The organism is Microcoleus sp. ARI1-B5 (genome assembly GCF_036705795.1).
Lineage (GTDB): Bacteria > Cyanobacteriota > Cyanobacteriia > Cyanobacteriales > Microcoleaceae > Microcoleus.
Map to the genome: position 1 here is coordinate 49016 of NZ_JAUBVK010000038.1, position 16784 is coordinate 65799.

Here is a 16784-nt window from a genome sequence, read left to right on the forward strand (position 1 = left end):
TGTGTAGGCCCGAATTCCCTTCGGCGGCGATCTTCGTGGCGTTTTGTTTGTGTAGGCCCGAATTCCCTTCGGCGGCGATCTTCGTGGCACAGGCTATCATTAAAATAAATGTAAAGAATTATTGCAAACACCTGTGAAACTCACCCGAATCGACCTCAACTCCTGGATCTTCCACATCTCCGGCCAAACCATCCTCGTCGATCCCTGGCTGGTCGATCCCCTCGTATTTTACGGTCAACCCTGGCTGTTTACCGCCTACCACAACACCCCCGTCGCCTTCACTCCCAGCACCTTACCGCCGATCGACCTTATCCTGATTTCCCAAGGTTTAGACGACCACTGTCACAGACCAACACTCGAACAGCTCGAGCGCACAATTCCCGCGATCGCCTCACCCACCGCCGCCAAAGTCCTCAGCAGTTTAGGCTACACCCATATCACATCTTTAGCAAATTGGCAAGATTTTAAATTTAAAGAAATGTTACAAATTACCGCCGTACCCGGAGCCGAAATCGGGCCCGGACAAGAAGAAAACGGCTATTTACTCAAAGATTTAAGCAGCGGCGAGACACTTTATTACGAACCGCACCTGCCACCATTAGAAAAAGTCAAACAGAAAATAGACACAGTAGACGTAGCCATCGCCCCAGTCATCGGTCAAATCTTCCCATTCCTCGGACAAGTAATCATCGGCCCTTCGGAAGCCCTCCGCCTCGCCCAAACACTCAAACCTCGGTTTTTCCTGCCTACAGCCGCGGGAGACATCCGAGCCACAGGCATTTTACCAATGTTAGTGCGATCGGTCGGCAGCATCCCCGAATTTCGCGATTTACTCGCAAAATCGGGACTCTCCACCCAACTCCTCGAACCCGAACCCGGACAAACCCTAGAGATTTTAGATTTTAGATTTTAGATTTTAGATTTTTTAGATTTTAGATTTATCTAAAATCCCAAATCCCAAATCTCAAGAGATTTTAGATTTTTCAGATTGGAGATTTGAGATTAATCCGCCATCCACAATCTAAAATCTAAAATCCCAAATCTAAAATCATTTGGGCGGGCGGCGGTTGCGCAAAAACTCAGGAATATCCAATCCCAAATCTTGCGGTTTAATTTTCGTATCCTGCGTCTGTTGAGCGGGAGTCACCGGCGCAGTTGCAGCCCGCCAAGGAGCATTCACATTTTGCGTGCGCCCCGCAGGCGGAGGCGACGGAACTTCTCCCGAAAAACCCGTAGCGATCACAGTAATCTTAATTTCCCCCTGAAGCCGCTCGTCAATCACCGCTCCAAAAATAATATTGGCATTGGGATCGACAACCTCGTAAATCGTCTCCGCCGCCGCATTCACCTCGTGCAGCGTCATGTCAGTACCGCCAGTGATGTTAAACACCACACCTCTAGCGCCCTCAATAGACGAAGCTTCCAGCAGAGGCGAAGAAATAGCCTGCATTGCAGCTTCCCTAGCCCGCGACTTGCCAGAACCCACGCCGATGCCCATCAAAGCCGAACCCGCATCCGCCATTACAGCCCGCACGTCAGCAAAGTCAACATTCACCAAACCGGGAATTGTAATAATGTCAGAAATACCCTGAACCCCTTGGCGCAGAATATCGTCAGCAACTCGGAAAGCCTCTTGTACCGGCATTTGTTCCGAAATCACAGACAGCAGCTTGTCGTTGGGAATCACGATCAGCGTATCCACCCGGCTTTGCAAAGCGGCGATTCCTTCTTCAGCTTGGCTGGTGCGCCGCCGTCCCTCAAACGTAAAAGGCCGCGTCACTATGCCCACAGTCAAGGCGCCCATTTCCTTAGCCACCTCAGCCACGATCGGAGCCGCGCCCGTGCCCGTACCCCCGCCCATGCCGGCTGTGATAAACACTAAATCCGCGTGATTGAGAGCATTAGCAACTTCGTCGCGAGACTCTTCCGCAGCCTTTTGTCCGATCGCCGGATTGCCCCCCGCGCCCAAACCGCGCGTCAGCTTCTGTCCGACTTGCAAGCGTTTCGGAGCATTTGAGAGCACCAGAGCTTGCGAATCGGTATTCACGCACCAAAACTCTACGCCAGAAACCTCGCTAGCAATCATCCGGTTAACGGCGTTGCCGCCACCCCCGCCGACGCCAATTACTTTGATTTTGGCGGCACTGCTGGGCATTATGTCTTTGGGATTGACCATAGGATCGATATCAATACTATCTACATTTACATAACCAGACTTGCGTCTAAAGGGATTGGCGGAATCGAGGGCCACCGGAAAATTTTTTACTTCTTCCGAAGGGGGACTGTCTTGGTCAGACCCCTGACTATTATTAAGATTCATTAGAGTCGGGGATAGTAGATTACAGCTTCTTAACTTAACTAAACGCCAATTCACGATCAACTATAGGCTATGTTGCGCGAAAAACTAACACAGATCGAGGCTCAATGTTAGCAATCTCGGATTTGGCCGGCCACGCTAGCCGAGACATCCATTGACCCCCATCCGGGCGCTTGTACGCAACGCAGAAGGAAAAAAAATCGATACTAGCCCGAACCGCATTGGGATGAAAAGAAAAATCCGAATTTTTTCCCATCCCGATGCGCGATCGCCCATAGTGTGCTGATTTCAAGGCCTGCGTCTCGATCCTGACGGCTAAAAATTCGGCCGGCTGACGACAAATACTTTTTACCTTCCCTTGCTTGAGGGAGGCTCAATTCTGTGCCGGAGCTGGTGCCGGACTTGAAGTCTCCAAACTAGGGGGGGGTTCTGGCAAGTGGACGATCGGCTCTGCTGGATTTCTCAAGTCAATGTAGGCTATTTTGCTTGAATCTAGCTGTTTTGGCAATTGCCGCATTCGGTCTAAAACCTTAAGTTGCGAAGCCGTCTTGGAACTGTACGGCCCTAAGTGTACGCTACCGATCTCTGTTTTCAAGATCAAGTTGTTAGGGTTCTGCCAATCAATCTCAAAAACTTTCACCGTCAAGCCACTGAGTCCTTGGTAAAACTTCGGCCAAGAGGCGCGATACAGTTCCAAAGGCCCGATGACTTTTAAAGTTGGCAAAGAGTGTTCAGGCCCAGTTCCCCCAGCGCTGCGGAGTCCGATCGAGCTATGGGGCCGCACAGCAGCATAACTATCCGACGGCATCCAACCTCCGCGAGCGTCCAGCCACCCCACTTTTTCCTTGTCGCTGTTGGATCTCAACACCGCAGTCGGCTGCGCCACCGCCACCGGCAGCCGTTCTGACACTTCTACAGTCAAACTCGGGGGAAACAAGTTGCGAGTCACCTTTGCTTTGGCGATCGGCCCCGTTGACTCCAGCTTTTCGGCCAGCGCCTGCGGTTGAATTCCCCACAGCGACTGCGGGTAAGACAGCGGCACCAAAGAGCGCACCGCCTTGTCCGACAGCCACTGATTGCCCTCCACCTTCACTTGTTCCGATCGGGCAATCAACCAAGCCGGCTGTGCAATCCACCACAGCAAACCCCCGGCGATCGCGCTCGCTGCCACCGTTTGCCACAGCAGGGCCACCGATCGAGCGCGGCGCTGCCGCCGCAGCTCTTGACGCCTGCGCCCTAACTCTGTTTGAGAAACCGCTCCAAAACTAGCCATCTACCTCTTGACAATTTAGTAATTTAAAATTAGCAAAAATTCAAAACTGTTTAATTTCTCTCAAGCTGCCTACCCCCCTACCATTTAACCAGATCCCCGCAAAATTACCCATAAGGAGTGCCCATATCCGTAAAATCACCGATGCCGGTAGGTAATTAAAAATTCCCCATTAAAAATTCCCCATTCCCGCGCCGTCCGGTTGATTAGCAGATAGAGGTTGTTTGGGTATTTAGGGCATTACCCCACAGGGCAAAGGGTGACAAATCAAACTAAACTCAACGAAAGAAAGTTTAGACTTTCGATTAACTCTTTTAACTTTTAGTCGGCTTCAATTGTGATCCCACTCGAATTAGACAGATTCTATAAAGCCTGCAACCCTAGCAAGACCCTTGTCGCGGGAGACCCAGGAGATTATCAATACTACATCGATTTTGGTTCCGTGCGGGGCGGCAAAATCATTGAATCTTTACAGCGAACCATTACCCGGATCTCGCCAGATCAGCCAACCTGTCAGCTATTTACAGGACATATCGGCTGCGGCAAATCTACCGAATTGTTTCGACTCAAAGCTGAGCTAGAGCAAGAGGGTTTTTGCGTCGTCTACTTCGAGTCTTCCCAAGACTTAGACATGGGAGATGTAGACATCAGCGATATTTTGCTGAGCATTGCCCGCCAAGTCAGCGAAACTATGGAATCGGCCAGAATCAAACTCAGACCGAGCTATTTTACAAATCTGTTTGCAGAAGTGGCAGAATTTTTGCAGACTCCCATAGATTTATCAGCGGAAGCGGAGTTATCTATAGGCATTGCTAAAGTTACTGCTAAAACTAAAGACTCTCCCAAACTGCGATCGCAACTGAGGCAATATCTCGAACCCCGCACCAACAGCATTTTGCAGTCGATCAACGAAGAACTCCTCAACAAAGCTAACGCCGAACTCAAGCACAAAGGCAAAAAAGGGCTCGCAGTCATCGTTGACAACCTCGATCGCCTCGACGCCTCCCTCAAACCCAGCGGACGCACCCAGCCAGAATACCTGTTTTTAGACCGCGGCGAACAGTTGAAAAAACTCAATTGCCATGTCGTCTACACGATTCCCCTGACTTTGATTTTTTCCAACGACTTCGGCCGCCTCGCCAGTCGATTTGGAGTCAAACCCAAGGTGATGCCGATGGTACCGGTGCAAATGCGATCGGGCGACGATCACATCGAAGGTATGGCACTGCTGCGGCAGCTAGTATTAGCTAGAGCTTTCCCCACAGTTGCTCCCCCTCAACGCATCGATTTGATTTCCAAAGTCTTTGACTCTCCCGAAACTTTAGACAGGCTCTGCCGGATTAGCGGCGGCCACGTTCGCAATCTACTGATGCTTTTGTATAGCTGTTTGCAACACGAAGACCCTCCGTTCTCTCGCGAATGCCTCGAAAGCGTCATTCAAGAATACCGCGATGACCTTCTCGGAGCCATCAATGACACGGAATGGGAACTGCTGTTTCAAGTCGTCAACCGACAAAGTGTAACCGGCGAAGAAGAATCTCAAATCTTGTTGCGCAGTATGTTTGTCTTTGAATACCGCGATCGAGAAGGTCGCTGGTTTGGCATCAATCCAGCCCTAGCAGAAACCAGAAAATATCAGGAGTGGCAGCAGCGCAACCACGAAAATTAGTTGGGATTTTCGATCGGAGCAACTCTCGATCGCCCGGGAGCCCCCTGTGACGAAAGCAACTCTTTAACACCATTTCCCAAACAAAATGCAACGGCAGGCGAGTTCTAAACCACGAGCTTCCTCACTCCTTCCCAATTCTTTAATCTAACAAATTGAAAATCGAAAATGGTATAAATTCTCATTCACAGCTCAAAACTCTGAACTCCTAAAATCCAATACAGAAATCAGTCAGCAGTTTTTACTGCTGGCTGATTTCTGTTGAAGGCTGGCTGTAAGCCAAGAATATTATGGGTGCGTAAAAAAATCTCCCTGCAAGGACTTTCCCCAATCTCAACTCTCATACCTGGAAGACCAGACCCCCCTATGTCTGTATTTACCAGAAAGAATTGGTTTAAAGCCCAAAGCTTTTTCGGGAGAAATTAAAAGAAGACTATTCATTACTCCAATCCTCTTCCTTCCAGGTAGAGGTCGCTCTCTGGCGGTCAACCCTCAAGCAGTCCCTGGTCAACTGAACTGTTGCTCTTCGCACCAACTAATCCCCTCCCGGACGACAATTTATTGGGCTTTTTTGCTAAATATCTGCTACAGATACACCGGAGTTGTTTACTAATAGCTAGTCGCCGGTATTATCGATCAATTTAGCGGTCGCATATTTATGGCTTGCGGTATTTTATCTGTACCTGAGTAAAAAATATTTTAGGCTAATTTTAATTTTTACTGTCAAGTTTCTCATTCTTTGAGATTGAGATGTATGATGTGTTTAGATTAAACCTAATGACTGTGTATGTATTCAGAAGAGAAGTACGGACAACTACGTATTCCTACAGATATAAAGCGCCAGACAGATACGGGCATCTCTAAGTAGATACTGTCTCAGTCACGATCGGCGATCCTTAGGTAATTGATTTCTGCAAAAGGGGTGCACGCATGACCGATCTACTTAAACTACAAGAAACTGCCAGCTACAACGAGCGATCGCTCAAAACTCTGGTCAGGTCCATCGCGATGTCTCAACAGCAATTCTCGCTAATTTTGGTGCGCTGCAACTACGAGCAGTTGCGGCAGCAAATAGCGCAGCGGCTGCGAGAAATGTCCGCAGTTCCAATTCAAGATATCGTCCTGCCAGCATCCGTCAAAACCCTCTACACTACTCTGCTGGCCAACACGCGAGCGAGCGAGTCTTCGCCCTCGGGTGCCGCCTCGGCTTTGATGGTATTCGGTTTAGAAACGGTAGTAGCGATCGACGAACTGATGGCCTCTACCAATCAAGTGCGAGACGAATTTCGCAAAAATTTTTCCTGCCCGGTGGTTTTGTGGGTAACAGATGATATCGTGACCAAAATGATTCGTCTGGCCCCAGATTTCAAAAGTTGGGCCGCCGCCACCATTAAATTTGAAATGGCCGTTGACGAATTAATTAATTTCCTGGCAGGGCGGGCCGATACTATATTTAAAGTAGGCGAAATCAATCAAGAACTCGGCAGCAGCACCGCTGGCACCAGACCAGGTTTTGGCACCTGCGAAACCGACTGGGAAAACCCCGCCCGGGAGCGCCCCATCAGCTCGGGAGAACGCTTTCTCACCTTTAACTCTCAACCCCAAAACAAACGGCAATCCGATGTCCACTCCTATTCGCCTTTGAGTCCCGGCAATACCCTCGATCTGGCGATCGGCTCTTTGTCGCGCCGAGAACTAGAATTAGCTTTAAGAGATTTACAAAATCGCGGTCAAGAACTAGAACCCGCCCTCAAAGCCAGCTTGCAATTCGTTCTCGGTCGAGATTACTATGTCAGCGACCAAACCGAAACCGCGTTAATTCACTACCAAGAAAGCTTAATATTTTGGCAGCAGCAAACCGGCAACTGGGAACTGGCAAACTGGAAATATTCCGAAAACCGATCGACAATCTGCTCCTCCCTGTCGAATCCTGTCCCCAACATTTTATTTTTAGAGAGAGAAGGCATAGTGCTGTTTCACATAGCTTTGTGTCACCGCTTGCAAGCCGCCAGAAATCCCGTAGCCAACCGGCACCACTGGGAACAAGCTTGGATTAGCCTGGAACAATCTAGAAACGCTTTCTCCCTTGCCGATCGCCCCGAATTAGTAGCGGAGGTGACAGCACACCTCGGAGAGGTGCTGCAACGCCTGAAAGCTTGGGGAGAGTTGCAAGCATTAGCTGAAAATTCTTTGCAGTTGCACTTCACTTACGGTACTCCCAGCCAACTAGCTCAAGATTACGGGTTTTTGGCTGAAGTTGCCCTGCAACAGTCGAGGTGGAGTCAAGCCCGCCAGCTAGCCGAGTTGGCTTTGGCGATTTTGGATCAAACGCCTAACGATTTGAGATTGCTGATTGAAGATTTGAGATTGGGGTTTGCGGGAAATTATCCAGAATTTGTGGGTACTAACGAGTCAAGTAACGAGCCGAGATCTAAAATCCAACATCCCAAATCCGATCGCAGTTCGTATCTTTTACTGTTAGCGAGAAGTTTGCGAGAGCTAGGCCAGTGGGAAGCGGCCGTGCATTCTTTGGAGTTGGCTCAAACTCAAAGCGAGCCAAAGTACGATCCCCGACTTTACATCGATATTTTGACCCAACTGCAAGCGGTTTATTTCGAGCAGGGAGAGTATCTGAAAGCTTTTCGGATTAAAAAGACTCAGCGATCGATCGAGTATCAATACGGATTTAGGGCTTTTATCGGAGCCAGCCAATTGCAGCAGCAGCGACAAGCCGTCAATCCTTCGAGTCCCTCAGCTCAAAATCAAGCCGCGATCGCAGCGTCCATGACAGCCTACTCGCGCCAAACAGATATCAACAGCTTGCTAGAAAGAATTAGCAGGGACGACCATAAATTAACTATTATTCACGGGCCCAGCGGAGTCGGGAAAAGTTCTCTAGTCAACGCCGGCTTAGTACCTGCTTTGAAAAATATTACTCCGGGCGCGCGCGATACCTTGCCCGTAGTAGTCAAAGTTTACAGCGACTGGCTGGTGGAATTAGAAAAGGCTTTGAACGGCGCGCTTTACGACAAACAAGCCGAAGAGGAAAGGCACTTAATCGCCCAAGGACTACAGGAAATTCACAAAAAAAGTTGCTCGGTTATCCCCGCTCTGAGCTCGGAAACTTCTTCTTTTATTATAGAGCAGTTGCGCGACAATGCCGAAAATAATTTGTTGACCGTGCTGATTTTCGATCAATTTGAAGAGTTTTTCTTTGTTTCGACCTCAGTGGCACAAAGACAACTTTTTTATAATTTTTTGCGGTTGTTTTTAAACCTGCCTTATGTCAAGATAATTCTCTGCTTGCGCGAAGATTACTTGCACTATTTGCTCGACTGCGATCGCTTCCCCGACCTCGACGCCATTAACAATAATATTCTCGACAAAAGCATCCGCTACCAACTGCGGAGTTTTTCGATCAAAGACGCGCGGGCTGTGATCGGACACTTAACGAAACGGGCAGAATTTTATTTAGAGCCGACACTGATCGATGCCTTCGTGGAAGATTTAGCAGACGAACTGCAAGAAGTGCGACCGATTGAATTGCAGGTAGTGGGAGCGCAACTGCAAGAAGAAGGTATTACCAGTCTAGCACAATACCAGCAATTGGGCCACAATCCCAAAGCAGAATTAGTGAAGCGATCGCTCGAAGGAGTCATCTCTGACTGCGGGCCGGTTAACGAAGACGCAGCTTGGAAAATCTTGTTTTCCCTGACAGATGAAAGAGGCGTGCGGCTGATTAAAACCAAACACGAACTGTCCTTAGTGACAGGCCACCAGCCCGCAGATGCGGGCGAAACTGAATTATCGGCGATCGGCAGCACCGGCAGAATTTCCCTACAGCGACAGTTCGCAAAAAACCCAGAAAGCGGACAAAAGAAAACCGACAACCTCGACTTAATTTTAGACATTTTAGTGGGTCACGGTTTGCTATTTCTGCTGCGGGAAGCGCCCGAAGACCGCTATCAATTGGTACACGACTATTTAGTGCGGCCGATCCGCCAAAGATTCGGCTTAGAAGCCCGACTGCACAAAGCAGAAGCCGACAAAAAGATGAGTCAAGCACAGCTCTACCGAGCCAATACTTTTCTCAAACAACTGCTGGGAGTAGCAGTGATCGGCGTACTGCTGCTGACCAGTTCCACCATCGCCGCCGTCAACTTTTGGTGGCGGGCCGTCGGTCAAAAACAACTAGCTGTCGCTCAAACTCAGCGAGCCGAAATCAGTACCTTAACCGCAGCTTCTGAAGCTCTTTATTTCTCAAACAACAAATTTGACGCCATGATGGAAAGTTTGAGAGCGGGTAAAAAGTGGAGACAGATCGAACACTCCCAAGAAATGCACACCCTCAAGGACACCGAAATTCTGATTGCTGCTGCCCTCCAGCAGGCAGTTTACGGCGTCAAAGAACGCAACCGCTTGGAGGGACACGGTGACGTAGTTTGGGGTCTGGGTTTCAGTCCAGACGGCCAAACAATAGCTTCTGCCAGCGTAGATAAAACTGTGAAACTTTGGCGGCGCGACGGCAGTTTGCTGGCAACTTTTAAAGGTCACACTAACAGTGTCTCCTGTGTCGCGTTCAGTCCCGACAATAAAACGATCGCCTCGGCAAGTTTAGATAAAACTGTCAAAATTTGGCAAACTGACGGCACAATGCTTGCAACTTTAAACGGCCACACTAACAGCGTTACTACCGTTGCTTTTAGCCCCGACGGCCAAACGATCGCCAGCGGATCTACAGACAAAACTATCAAAATTTGGAAAACTGACGGTACGCTGCTGCAAACGATCGAACAACGAGCTCCCATAAATTGGCTCAGCTTCAGCCGCGACGGCAAAATCATTGCTGTGGCGAGCGATGACGGTACTGTCAAACTGTGGAACTCTGACGGCAGGTTAATCGGTAATTTGTGGCACAGCGAAAACAAAAAACCCTCGAAAATTTATACCGTCAGTTTTTCCCCCGACGGTACACTGCTTGCTAGTGCGGGTGAAGACAAAACGGTGAAAATCTGGAGCATCGCTGCACTAAAATACCCAGCCAGAAAAAAATCAACACAGGCAAAGGCGGGCGAACTGCTAACAACTTTGCGGGGACACAGCAAGTGGGTATTTGGTGTCAGTTTCTCCCCCGACGGTCAAACACTTGCTTCTGGAGGTGCAGACGGGACTGTCAAACTCTGGAGCCTGACTAATGTTGGCGACAAACGCGCAACGGATGCTAGCAATATTAAACCGGAGAGCCGCTTGCTGAGAACTTTTGAGGGACACGCCGATCGAGTTACTCAGGTAAGTTTTAGCCCGGATGGCAAAACTCTGGCTTCGGCAAGTTTTGACAAAACTGTCAGACTTTGGCGGCTCGACGATGTGCCGCTCAAAACCCTCGACGGACACCAAAACCGGGTGCAAAGCGTTACTTTCAGCCCCGACGGCCAAAAGCTGGCTTCTGCTTCTACGGACAAAACTATCAAACTCTGGAGCCGCACGGGGGTTTTGCTCGAAACATTGGAAGGACACACTCAGAGAGTCGCCAGCGTCAGTTTCAGCCCCGACGGGCAGCTACTGGCTTCTGGGAGTTACGACAAAACGGTGAAAGTCTGGAGTCTGAACAAAGATGCGATGAGTAGTAGTCTCCCTTGTCCTTCGGCGCCGCTATTCCCGTGTTCGCCTTCTGTGCTGTTCACTCTCGAAGGGCACGCCGACAGCGTGATGAGCGTGAGTTTTAGCCCCGACAGCGAGATTGTCGCTTCGGCGAGCAAGGATAAGACTGTGAAACTCTGGACGAGAAACGGCAGGTTGATTAAGACTTTGACGGGACATAAAGGCTGGGTGACTGGGGTGACATTTAGTCCCGACGGAGAAATGCTGGCTTCTGCAAGTGATGACGGTACTGTCAAAGTGTGGAATCGGGACGGTGGTTTGCTGAGGACTTTTGAAGGGGCTCACAATAGTTTTGTGTTGGGGGTTGCTTTTAGCCCTGATAGCAAAATGCTGGCTTCGGCTGGTTACGACAATTCGGTGAAGCTGTGGAAGGTGGACGGGACTTTGGTGGCGACGCTGCTGAAGGGTTCTAGCGACAGCGTGACTAGCGTGGGTTTTAGCCCGGATGGTTTGTTGGTTGCTTCGGGCAGTTACGATCGTAAGGTGAAGCTGTGGAGCCGCAGCGGGACTTTGCTGAAAACTTTGACGGGTCACAAGGATAGTGTGATGGGCTTGAGTTTTAGCCCGGATGGGAAGGTTCTGGCTTCTGCCGGCCGGGATAATCGGGTGATTTTGTGGAATTTGGATCTTGATGATTTGCTGGTGAGGGGCTGCGATTGGGTGGGGGATTATCTCAGAACTAATCCTAATGTCAGCGATCGCGATCGGCGCCTCTGCGACGGGGTGGTCGCAAAACCTCAGTTTTAGTCATTTGATTGTTGAGGGTTGACTGTTATGAATCAAGCATTAAAGTTATGGATGCAGAAGAATTGATCGGACGGTATGCTGCCGGAGAAAGAGACTTTGCAAACTTTGACCTAAGTGGAATTCTTTTGGGTAGACGTTACGCTGACGAGTTAATCAAACGATATCAAACTGAAGAAAACACCAGATTGGGAGGAGTCAACCTGCGCGGCATAAACCTGAGCGATGCTAATCTTGAAGGGGCTAACCTAGAAGCCGTTGATTTTATGGGAGCCAATTTGAGTTCAGCCAACTTGGCTGGAGCTATATTGCAAGTTGCGAGGCTCAATGAAGCTAACCTGAGCGGAGCTAATATGAGAGAAGTTATCCTTAGCTCGGCTCTACTGCATCAAACCAACTTGAGCGGGGCTATTTTGGAAAGAGCAGTTTCGTATGATGCCGAATTCATAGGGGCAATTTTGAGGCGAGCAAAGCTTAGAGGGGCTGGTTTGGAAACTTCTCGCTTTATTGACGTTGACTTTACCAGTGCTGACTTAAGAGAGGTAGGTATAGGACCAGCTAGCATCAAGCAATGCAACTTTACCAAAGCCAACTGGAATCGAGGGTGTATTCAACGATGTACGTTCATCGATTGCAATTTTACCAAGGCTAGCTTTAGCAAAGCTGGCGCGATAGAATCAAGCTTTATTCGGTGTAATTTTACGGATGCTAAATTGGAGAGAGTGAAAGTTTTTGATGCCTCTACGACAGGTTCTATTTTTTAAACTACTTAGTTATTACCTGCTCGCTTCAATAGCAAACTTTTAATTCTGGTCCGCATTTATTATGACTAATTGCTGATTATATTGCACTAGCAAAAGGCAGGAAGATTGTACTATAATTCAGAAGTTAAACTACTTGAATCGATAATAACTTCAGGACTAAAGTTATGGATGCAGAAGAATTGATCGGACGGTATGCTGCCGGAGAAAGAGACTTTGCAAACTTTGACCTAAGTGGAATTCTTTTGGGTAGACGTTACGCTGACGAGTTAATCAAACGATATCAAACTGAAGAAAACACCAGATGGGGAGGAGTCAACCTGCGTGGCATAAACCTGAGTGATGCTAATCTTGAAGGGGCTAACCTAGAAGCTGTTGATTTTATGGGAGCCAATTTGAGTGGAGCCAACTTGACTGGAGCTATATTGCAGGTGGCGAGGCTCAATGAAGCTAACCTGAGCTCCGCTAACATGAGAGAAGTTGTACTTTGCGGGGCTCGCTTGCATCAAACTAACTTGAATAAAGCCATTCTAGAGGGGGCGAACTTGGGCGATGCTTGGCTAAAGGGAACCGTTCTGCAACAGGCAAACCTTAGAGGTGCTGATGTATCGACTGGTGAGTGTGTTGATGTTGACTTCAGTGGGGCTGATATGGAAGAGGCTATCTCCAGCTTTTGTCCTCCCAAAGAGAGATGCAATTTTAGCAAAGTTAACTGGAATCGAGGGTGTATTCAACAATGTATGTTCATCGATTGCGATTTTACCAAGGCTAGCTTTAGCAAAGCCGGTGCCATAGAATCGACCTTTATTCGGTGTAATTTTACGGATGCTAAATTGGAGAGAATGAAAATTTTTGAGGCCCGCACGAAGGGTTGTATTTTCTAAATAGCTAGAGGGATAAAGGGTCAATGAATGTTGGATTTGACTCCTATCGTTTCCGTTAGCATTGGAATGATATATTTTTGATGAGGTCATCGGGAAATGTAATGACTATGTGCTATATAATGTTGATCGACCGGACATGATATAAATCTCTAAACAGAAGTTCCCTCCTGCCAAAAACTAGAAAATGTCGGACTGTGCGAGTTCCAAACATTTTGGAGCCGCTGAGCGCTTCGGGTACAATCGATGAAACCTTGAATTGGTGAGGGTTTGAGCCGATCCTTTGTCTGTTGACATAATACGGCGAGATCCGTATTATGGCAAGTCTTACATGGGTACAGATTTTCAGTTCCCAAAGCTGGAATTGTAAACAGAGCAAGGGTTTGACCTTGCTGAAGTCCCCCTCGTGGGGGGAACTTCAGTCTAAGTCATTATTTTATGGCAAGCGCTCAAAGATTGTATTCTTAATCCGTTCTTTGTCTGGAGACTCTGGCAGGTTAGACAAGAATTGGTATTGGGGAGAGATATCTGGCCAATCTCCATTGAGCAAGTTTTCCAAGTTTTGGATCGATTGTTTTTGATACCCACTTCTTGCGTCGTTACCCAAATAGATACCATAGTGAGCATACTGAGGGAGTTCGGTGTTTTTGTCTTTGGTCATAACTACTTTCCACAGACCGACTGGGAATTGGATGAGGGGATCTAAGTTTGAATTCTGCGATATCCCCGTATAGGGACGCTGGCTGGGATTGTCATAGTACCCATATCCCCCGGCAAACATATAGGTTTCCAGACCGCTTGAGTTAGGCGACTCAATTACATTTCTGATTTTCTGTTCAATAGTCCCCCAAACTCCTTGATTGTTACTGCTCTCTTGAGGAAGTAAGTTCGTCGTTAAGAAAGTGGCATAAAGATCCTTAGCTGTCCTGTTTCTATCAGCAGCCGGAGCCATGTGACCCCGATCTATTCCGAGGATAGGAATGTAGTTCCCATTTTCATCAATTTCAAAATCTACGTACCCATCGGCATACCGATCGCCTTTTCGGTTGTCTACTACTTGCCCATCTTTATCTTTGAGATAAAGCGCATCATAGTCACTATCTTTTACCGAATACCAGCCAGTTTTTACTAATTCCGGGTCTTGGGCAAAGCCAAAAAACTGCGGTCTTTTAACAGTCCCCAACCAAGTTTTATCTAACTTCCAACCTACCCAATTAACGGTGTTTTTGCTGCGGTTATAAGAAACGGTGTATTGAGGCTTTTCAATCAAGAAGTTATTTTCAAACTGCGGATCGTTTCTTGCCTCGCTGGGATTACCCCATTTGAGTACCTCACTCTTGAAAAAGACGTTATCCATATAAACTGAATTGTCGCCACCGCCTTCCAACTTCAGCTCTAGCTTAGCCACTTTCCCTCTCAAACTCGCAGGCACATCAAAGTGGAACGTTTCCAACCCGGACGAGCCATAACCAATGGTATCTTTGTCATAGCCATAATCAGCAGGTATACTAACTTCATAGGCTTTGCGAGTCTCATCAGCAGCATTCCGCACAGTCAAGCTAGTGCGGGTAGCTTCATTCTTTTTGGGGTTAGCAGATTTTAAAGAAATTTCTCCTATTTTTACATTTTCCAGCGAACCTACTTCCTCCAGATACACATTGAGTCTTCCACCTTTGTTCAAAGATGACTCTGGAACGTGAAGATCTAAACGCAATACTCCCCAATCCGGTACGACAAAGCGATTGTGCGTAATGCTCTCGCCCGCACCTAATTTTAGAGCATAATTGGGTTGATAATTTTGAGCTTGAGAGTTAATACCTAATAAGCTCAAGTAATTGGAAAAATTGGGAGATTGTTGAGCTATCTGACTCCACTCTACGAGGTTGTTAATAGGTGACACCAACTTTGATGTGGCACTATTGTGGAAAGACCACCCAGGAATTTCCTGAGAGATAGTATTTCGACCCAAATTTTCGGCAGCGCTCTTATTCGGAATAAACTGGTCAAAATTGCCATTAAACAGAGTTGGAACCGCATAATCTCCCCGCATACCAGCAGAAAGAGTATTATCAAAACTCACCGGAACGCGCCCAGTAGGGCTATACTGACGCTGCTCTTTACCTCCACCCAAAACAGAATAAAACCAACCCTCACCAACCCCTTCACCATTGCCATTATCATACCAAGGTTTAGCTGCCGGGAAACTCGGATCGAACATTTCGGGTAAACCCATTTTACCCAACATATCGTTAACTGCTTGAGGATTCTCAGAGGCCTCCACATGAGGATACTGAAGTAAAACTTCCTCCAGGTCTAAATCAACCGTCCCAGCATACCATCCAAATGCTCGCTTGTGCGTCCCCCCAATACTATCATCCTTAGTAAACCCAATCCGGCTGTTTTCACGACCTGGTTCCCCCTCACGAGTACCGAGTAAAATCTCTCGGTCTGCTTTACCTAAAGTAACACCCGACGCTTGAGGAAAATTCAGTCCAGCAGGTTTCGGATTCTTATCCAACTCCTCTTGTGGAAGTTGACTCAAAGAACGACCGTTAGGAGTAGCAGTCAAACTATTAGGATCTGCCACAGTCTGATAATAATTATCAGCCCATGTCACATTATTCCAAACCTGAACCTTGGGTTCGTAGAAATCGCTGAAATTTGTGCTGATAAAGTTCGGTAATTGTAAATTCAAACTAGGTTGGTAGAAATCGTGCGGGTCAATTGTTGTCATTTGGAGGTCTCGGTCAGCCATAGATTTGCCGCCCGCTTGGGGGAAGAAAGTCCCTAAACGCTGTACGATTTCGCTATTGACAACGGTACCCCGACTGAAACCCATGAAGTGCATGGGCGAATTGAACAAATCCCCCTGCTGGCGAATCAGGTTTCCTTGGCTGTCGTACAACCGCTTTAATTGATTGCCTTCATACTCTCCAACCTTACCCCCTAATGCCAGATCCAACTGCACCATAGAAGCAAACAAAGCATCAGCCGCGCCCTCAGAAAAGCCCACATCAGGAATGACAGATTCTCTGTCCAACGACCATTCAGTCAGCAACACTAACGGTTTGTTTTTGTTGAGATATTCAATCCGCTTTCCATCTTTAACTACCCCGGCTTTTAAGTTATTTGCCAAAGTTGAGAGATAATTAGGTTCGCTGGTGTTAAGCCCCCCCGTCAAATTAGTTATCACCCGTCCCTGTAGATCTATAGGAATCCAGTTACCTGTAGGCTTGTCGTAGCGCATAATTAACCCGCTGTTTTCCGGTGTATTGCCGCTAACAGTGGCAATTTTGTTTGCCATTTGGAAAAAGGAATCAGGAATCCCAGACTGGTTAGGCAAAAGTGTAAAACCATGAGTCAACACGCTCACGCTGCTGAAAGGACTGTTGCTAACAGGAGGTAGGGTTTTAAACTGCCCCAAATCTTTGGTCACAGCGCCGCTATTACTCACAGCTTCAACAGCAAAATTGTAGTTCTGCCC

General features: G+C 47.9%; 8 protein-coding genes. 5 read left to right on the top strand and 3 right to left on the bottom strand.

Annotated features, from left to right (window positions below):
* Nucleotides 1–133: 133 nt before the first annotated feature.
* Nucleotides 134–913 (top strand): MBL fold metallo-hydrolase, encoded by a 780-nt coding sequence (locus tag QUB63_RS31250; protein ID WP_332949259.1) that lies wholly within the window; start codon nucleotides 134–136, stop codon nucleotides 911–913.
* A 135-nt stretch (nucleotides 914–1048) separates the two neighbouring features.
* On the opposite strand, the gene ftsZ is transcribed toward QUB63_RS31250, so the two are convergent.
* Both ftsZ and QUB63_RS31260 read right to left on the bottom strand, forming a co-directional pair.
* Entirely contained in the window at nucleotides 1049–2320 is a 1272-nt protein-coding gene (ftsZ, locus tag QUB63_RS31255; RefSeq protein ID WP_332949260.1) for a cell division protein FtsZ, read from the bottom strand.
* Between the two features lie 370 nt (nucleotides 2321–2690).
* Nucleotides 2691–3590 carry a cell division protein FtsQ/DivIB gene (locus tag QUB63_RS31260; protein WP_332949261.1) on the bottom strand — a complete coding sequence of 300 codons (900 nt, stop codon included), beginning with the start codon at nucleotides 3588–3590 and terminating at the stop codon, nucleotides 2691–2693.
* Nucleotides 3591–3924: 334 nt separating this feature from the next.
* On the opposite strand from QUB63_RS31260, the gene QUB63_RS31265 reads away from it, so the two are divergent.
* The 4 genes from QUB63_RS31265 to QUB63_RS31280 all read left to right on the top strand — a co-directional run bounded on the left by QUB63_RS31265 (nucleotide 3925) and on the right by QUB63_RS31280 (nucleotide 13303).
* Nucleotides 3925–5256 (top strand): ATP-binding protein, encoded by a 1332-nt coding sequence (locus QUB63_RS31265; protein WP_332949262.1) that lies wholly within the window; start codon nucleotides 3925–3927, stop codon nucleotides 5254–5256.
* A gap of 927 nt (nucleotides 5257–6183) precedes the next feature.
* Nucleotides 6184–11661, top strand: a complete 5478-nt coding sequence (locus QUB63_RS31270; protein WP_332949263.1) for an nSTAND1 domain-containing NTPase — start codon at nucleotides 6184–6186, stop codon at nucleotides 11659–11661.
* Between the two features lie 47 nt (nucleotides 11662–11708).
* Nucleotides 11709–12422, top strand: a complete 714-nt coding sequence (locus tag QUB63_RS31275; protein ID WP_332949264.1) for a pentapeptide repeat-containing protein — start codon at nucleotides 11709–11711, stop codon at nucleotides 12420–12422.
* A gap of 164 nt (nucleotides 12423–12586) precedes the next feature.
* Nucleotides 12587–13303 carry a pentapeptide repeat-containing protein gene (locus tag QUB63_RS31280; protein WP_332949265.1) on the top strand — a complete coding sequence of 239 codons (717 nt, stop codon included), beginning with the start codon at nucleotides 12587–12589 and terminating at the stop codon, nucleotides 13301–13303.
* A 433-nt stretch (nucleotides 13304–13736) separates the two neighbouring features.
* On the opposite strand, the gene QUB63_RS31285 is transcribed toward QUB63_RS31280, so the two are convergent.
* The coding region (locus QUB63_RS31285; RefSeq protein WP_332949266.1) for a DNA/RNA non-specific endonuclease at nucleotides 13737–16784 on the bottom strand (3048 nt) is incomplete at its 5' end.

What these genes read in the sequence shown, in the direction of transcription:
- ftsZ (WP_332949260.1), bottom strand. Translation starts at nt 2,320, where the DNA reads ATGAATCTTAATAATAGTCAGGGGTCTGACCAAGACAGTCCCCCTTCG.
- QUB63_RS31275 (WP_332949264.1), top strand. Translation starts at nt 11,709, where the DNA reads ATGGATGCAGAAGAATTGATCGGACGGTATGCTGCCGGAGAAAGAGAC.
- QUB63_RS31260 (WP_332949261.1), bottom strand. Translation starts at nt 3,590, where the DNA reads ATGGCTAGTTTTGGAGCGGTTTCTCAAACAGAGTTAGGGCGCAGGCGT.
- QUB63_RS31270 (WP_332949263.1), top strand. Translation starts at nt 6,184, where the DNA reads ATGACCGATCTACTTAAACTACAAGAAACTGCCAGCTACAACGAGCGA.
- QUB63_RS31280 (WP_332949265.1), top strand. Translation starts at nt 12,587, where the DNA reads ATGGATGCAGAAGAATTGATCGGACGGTATGCTGCCGGAGAAAGAGAC.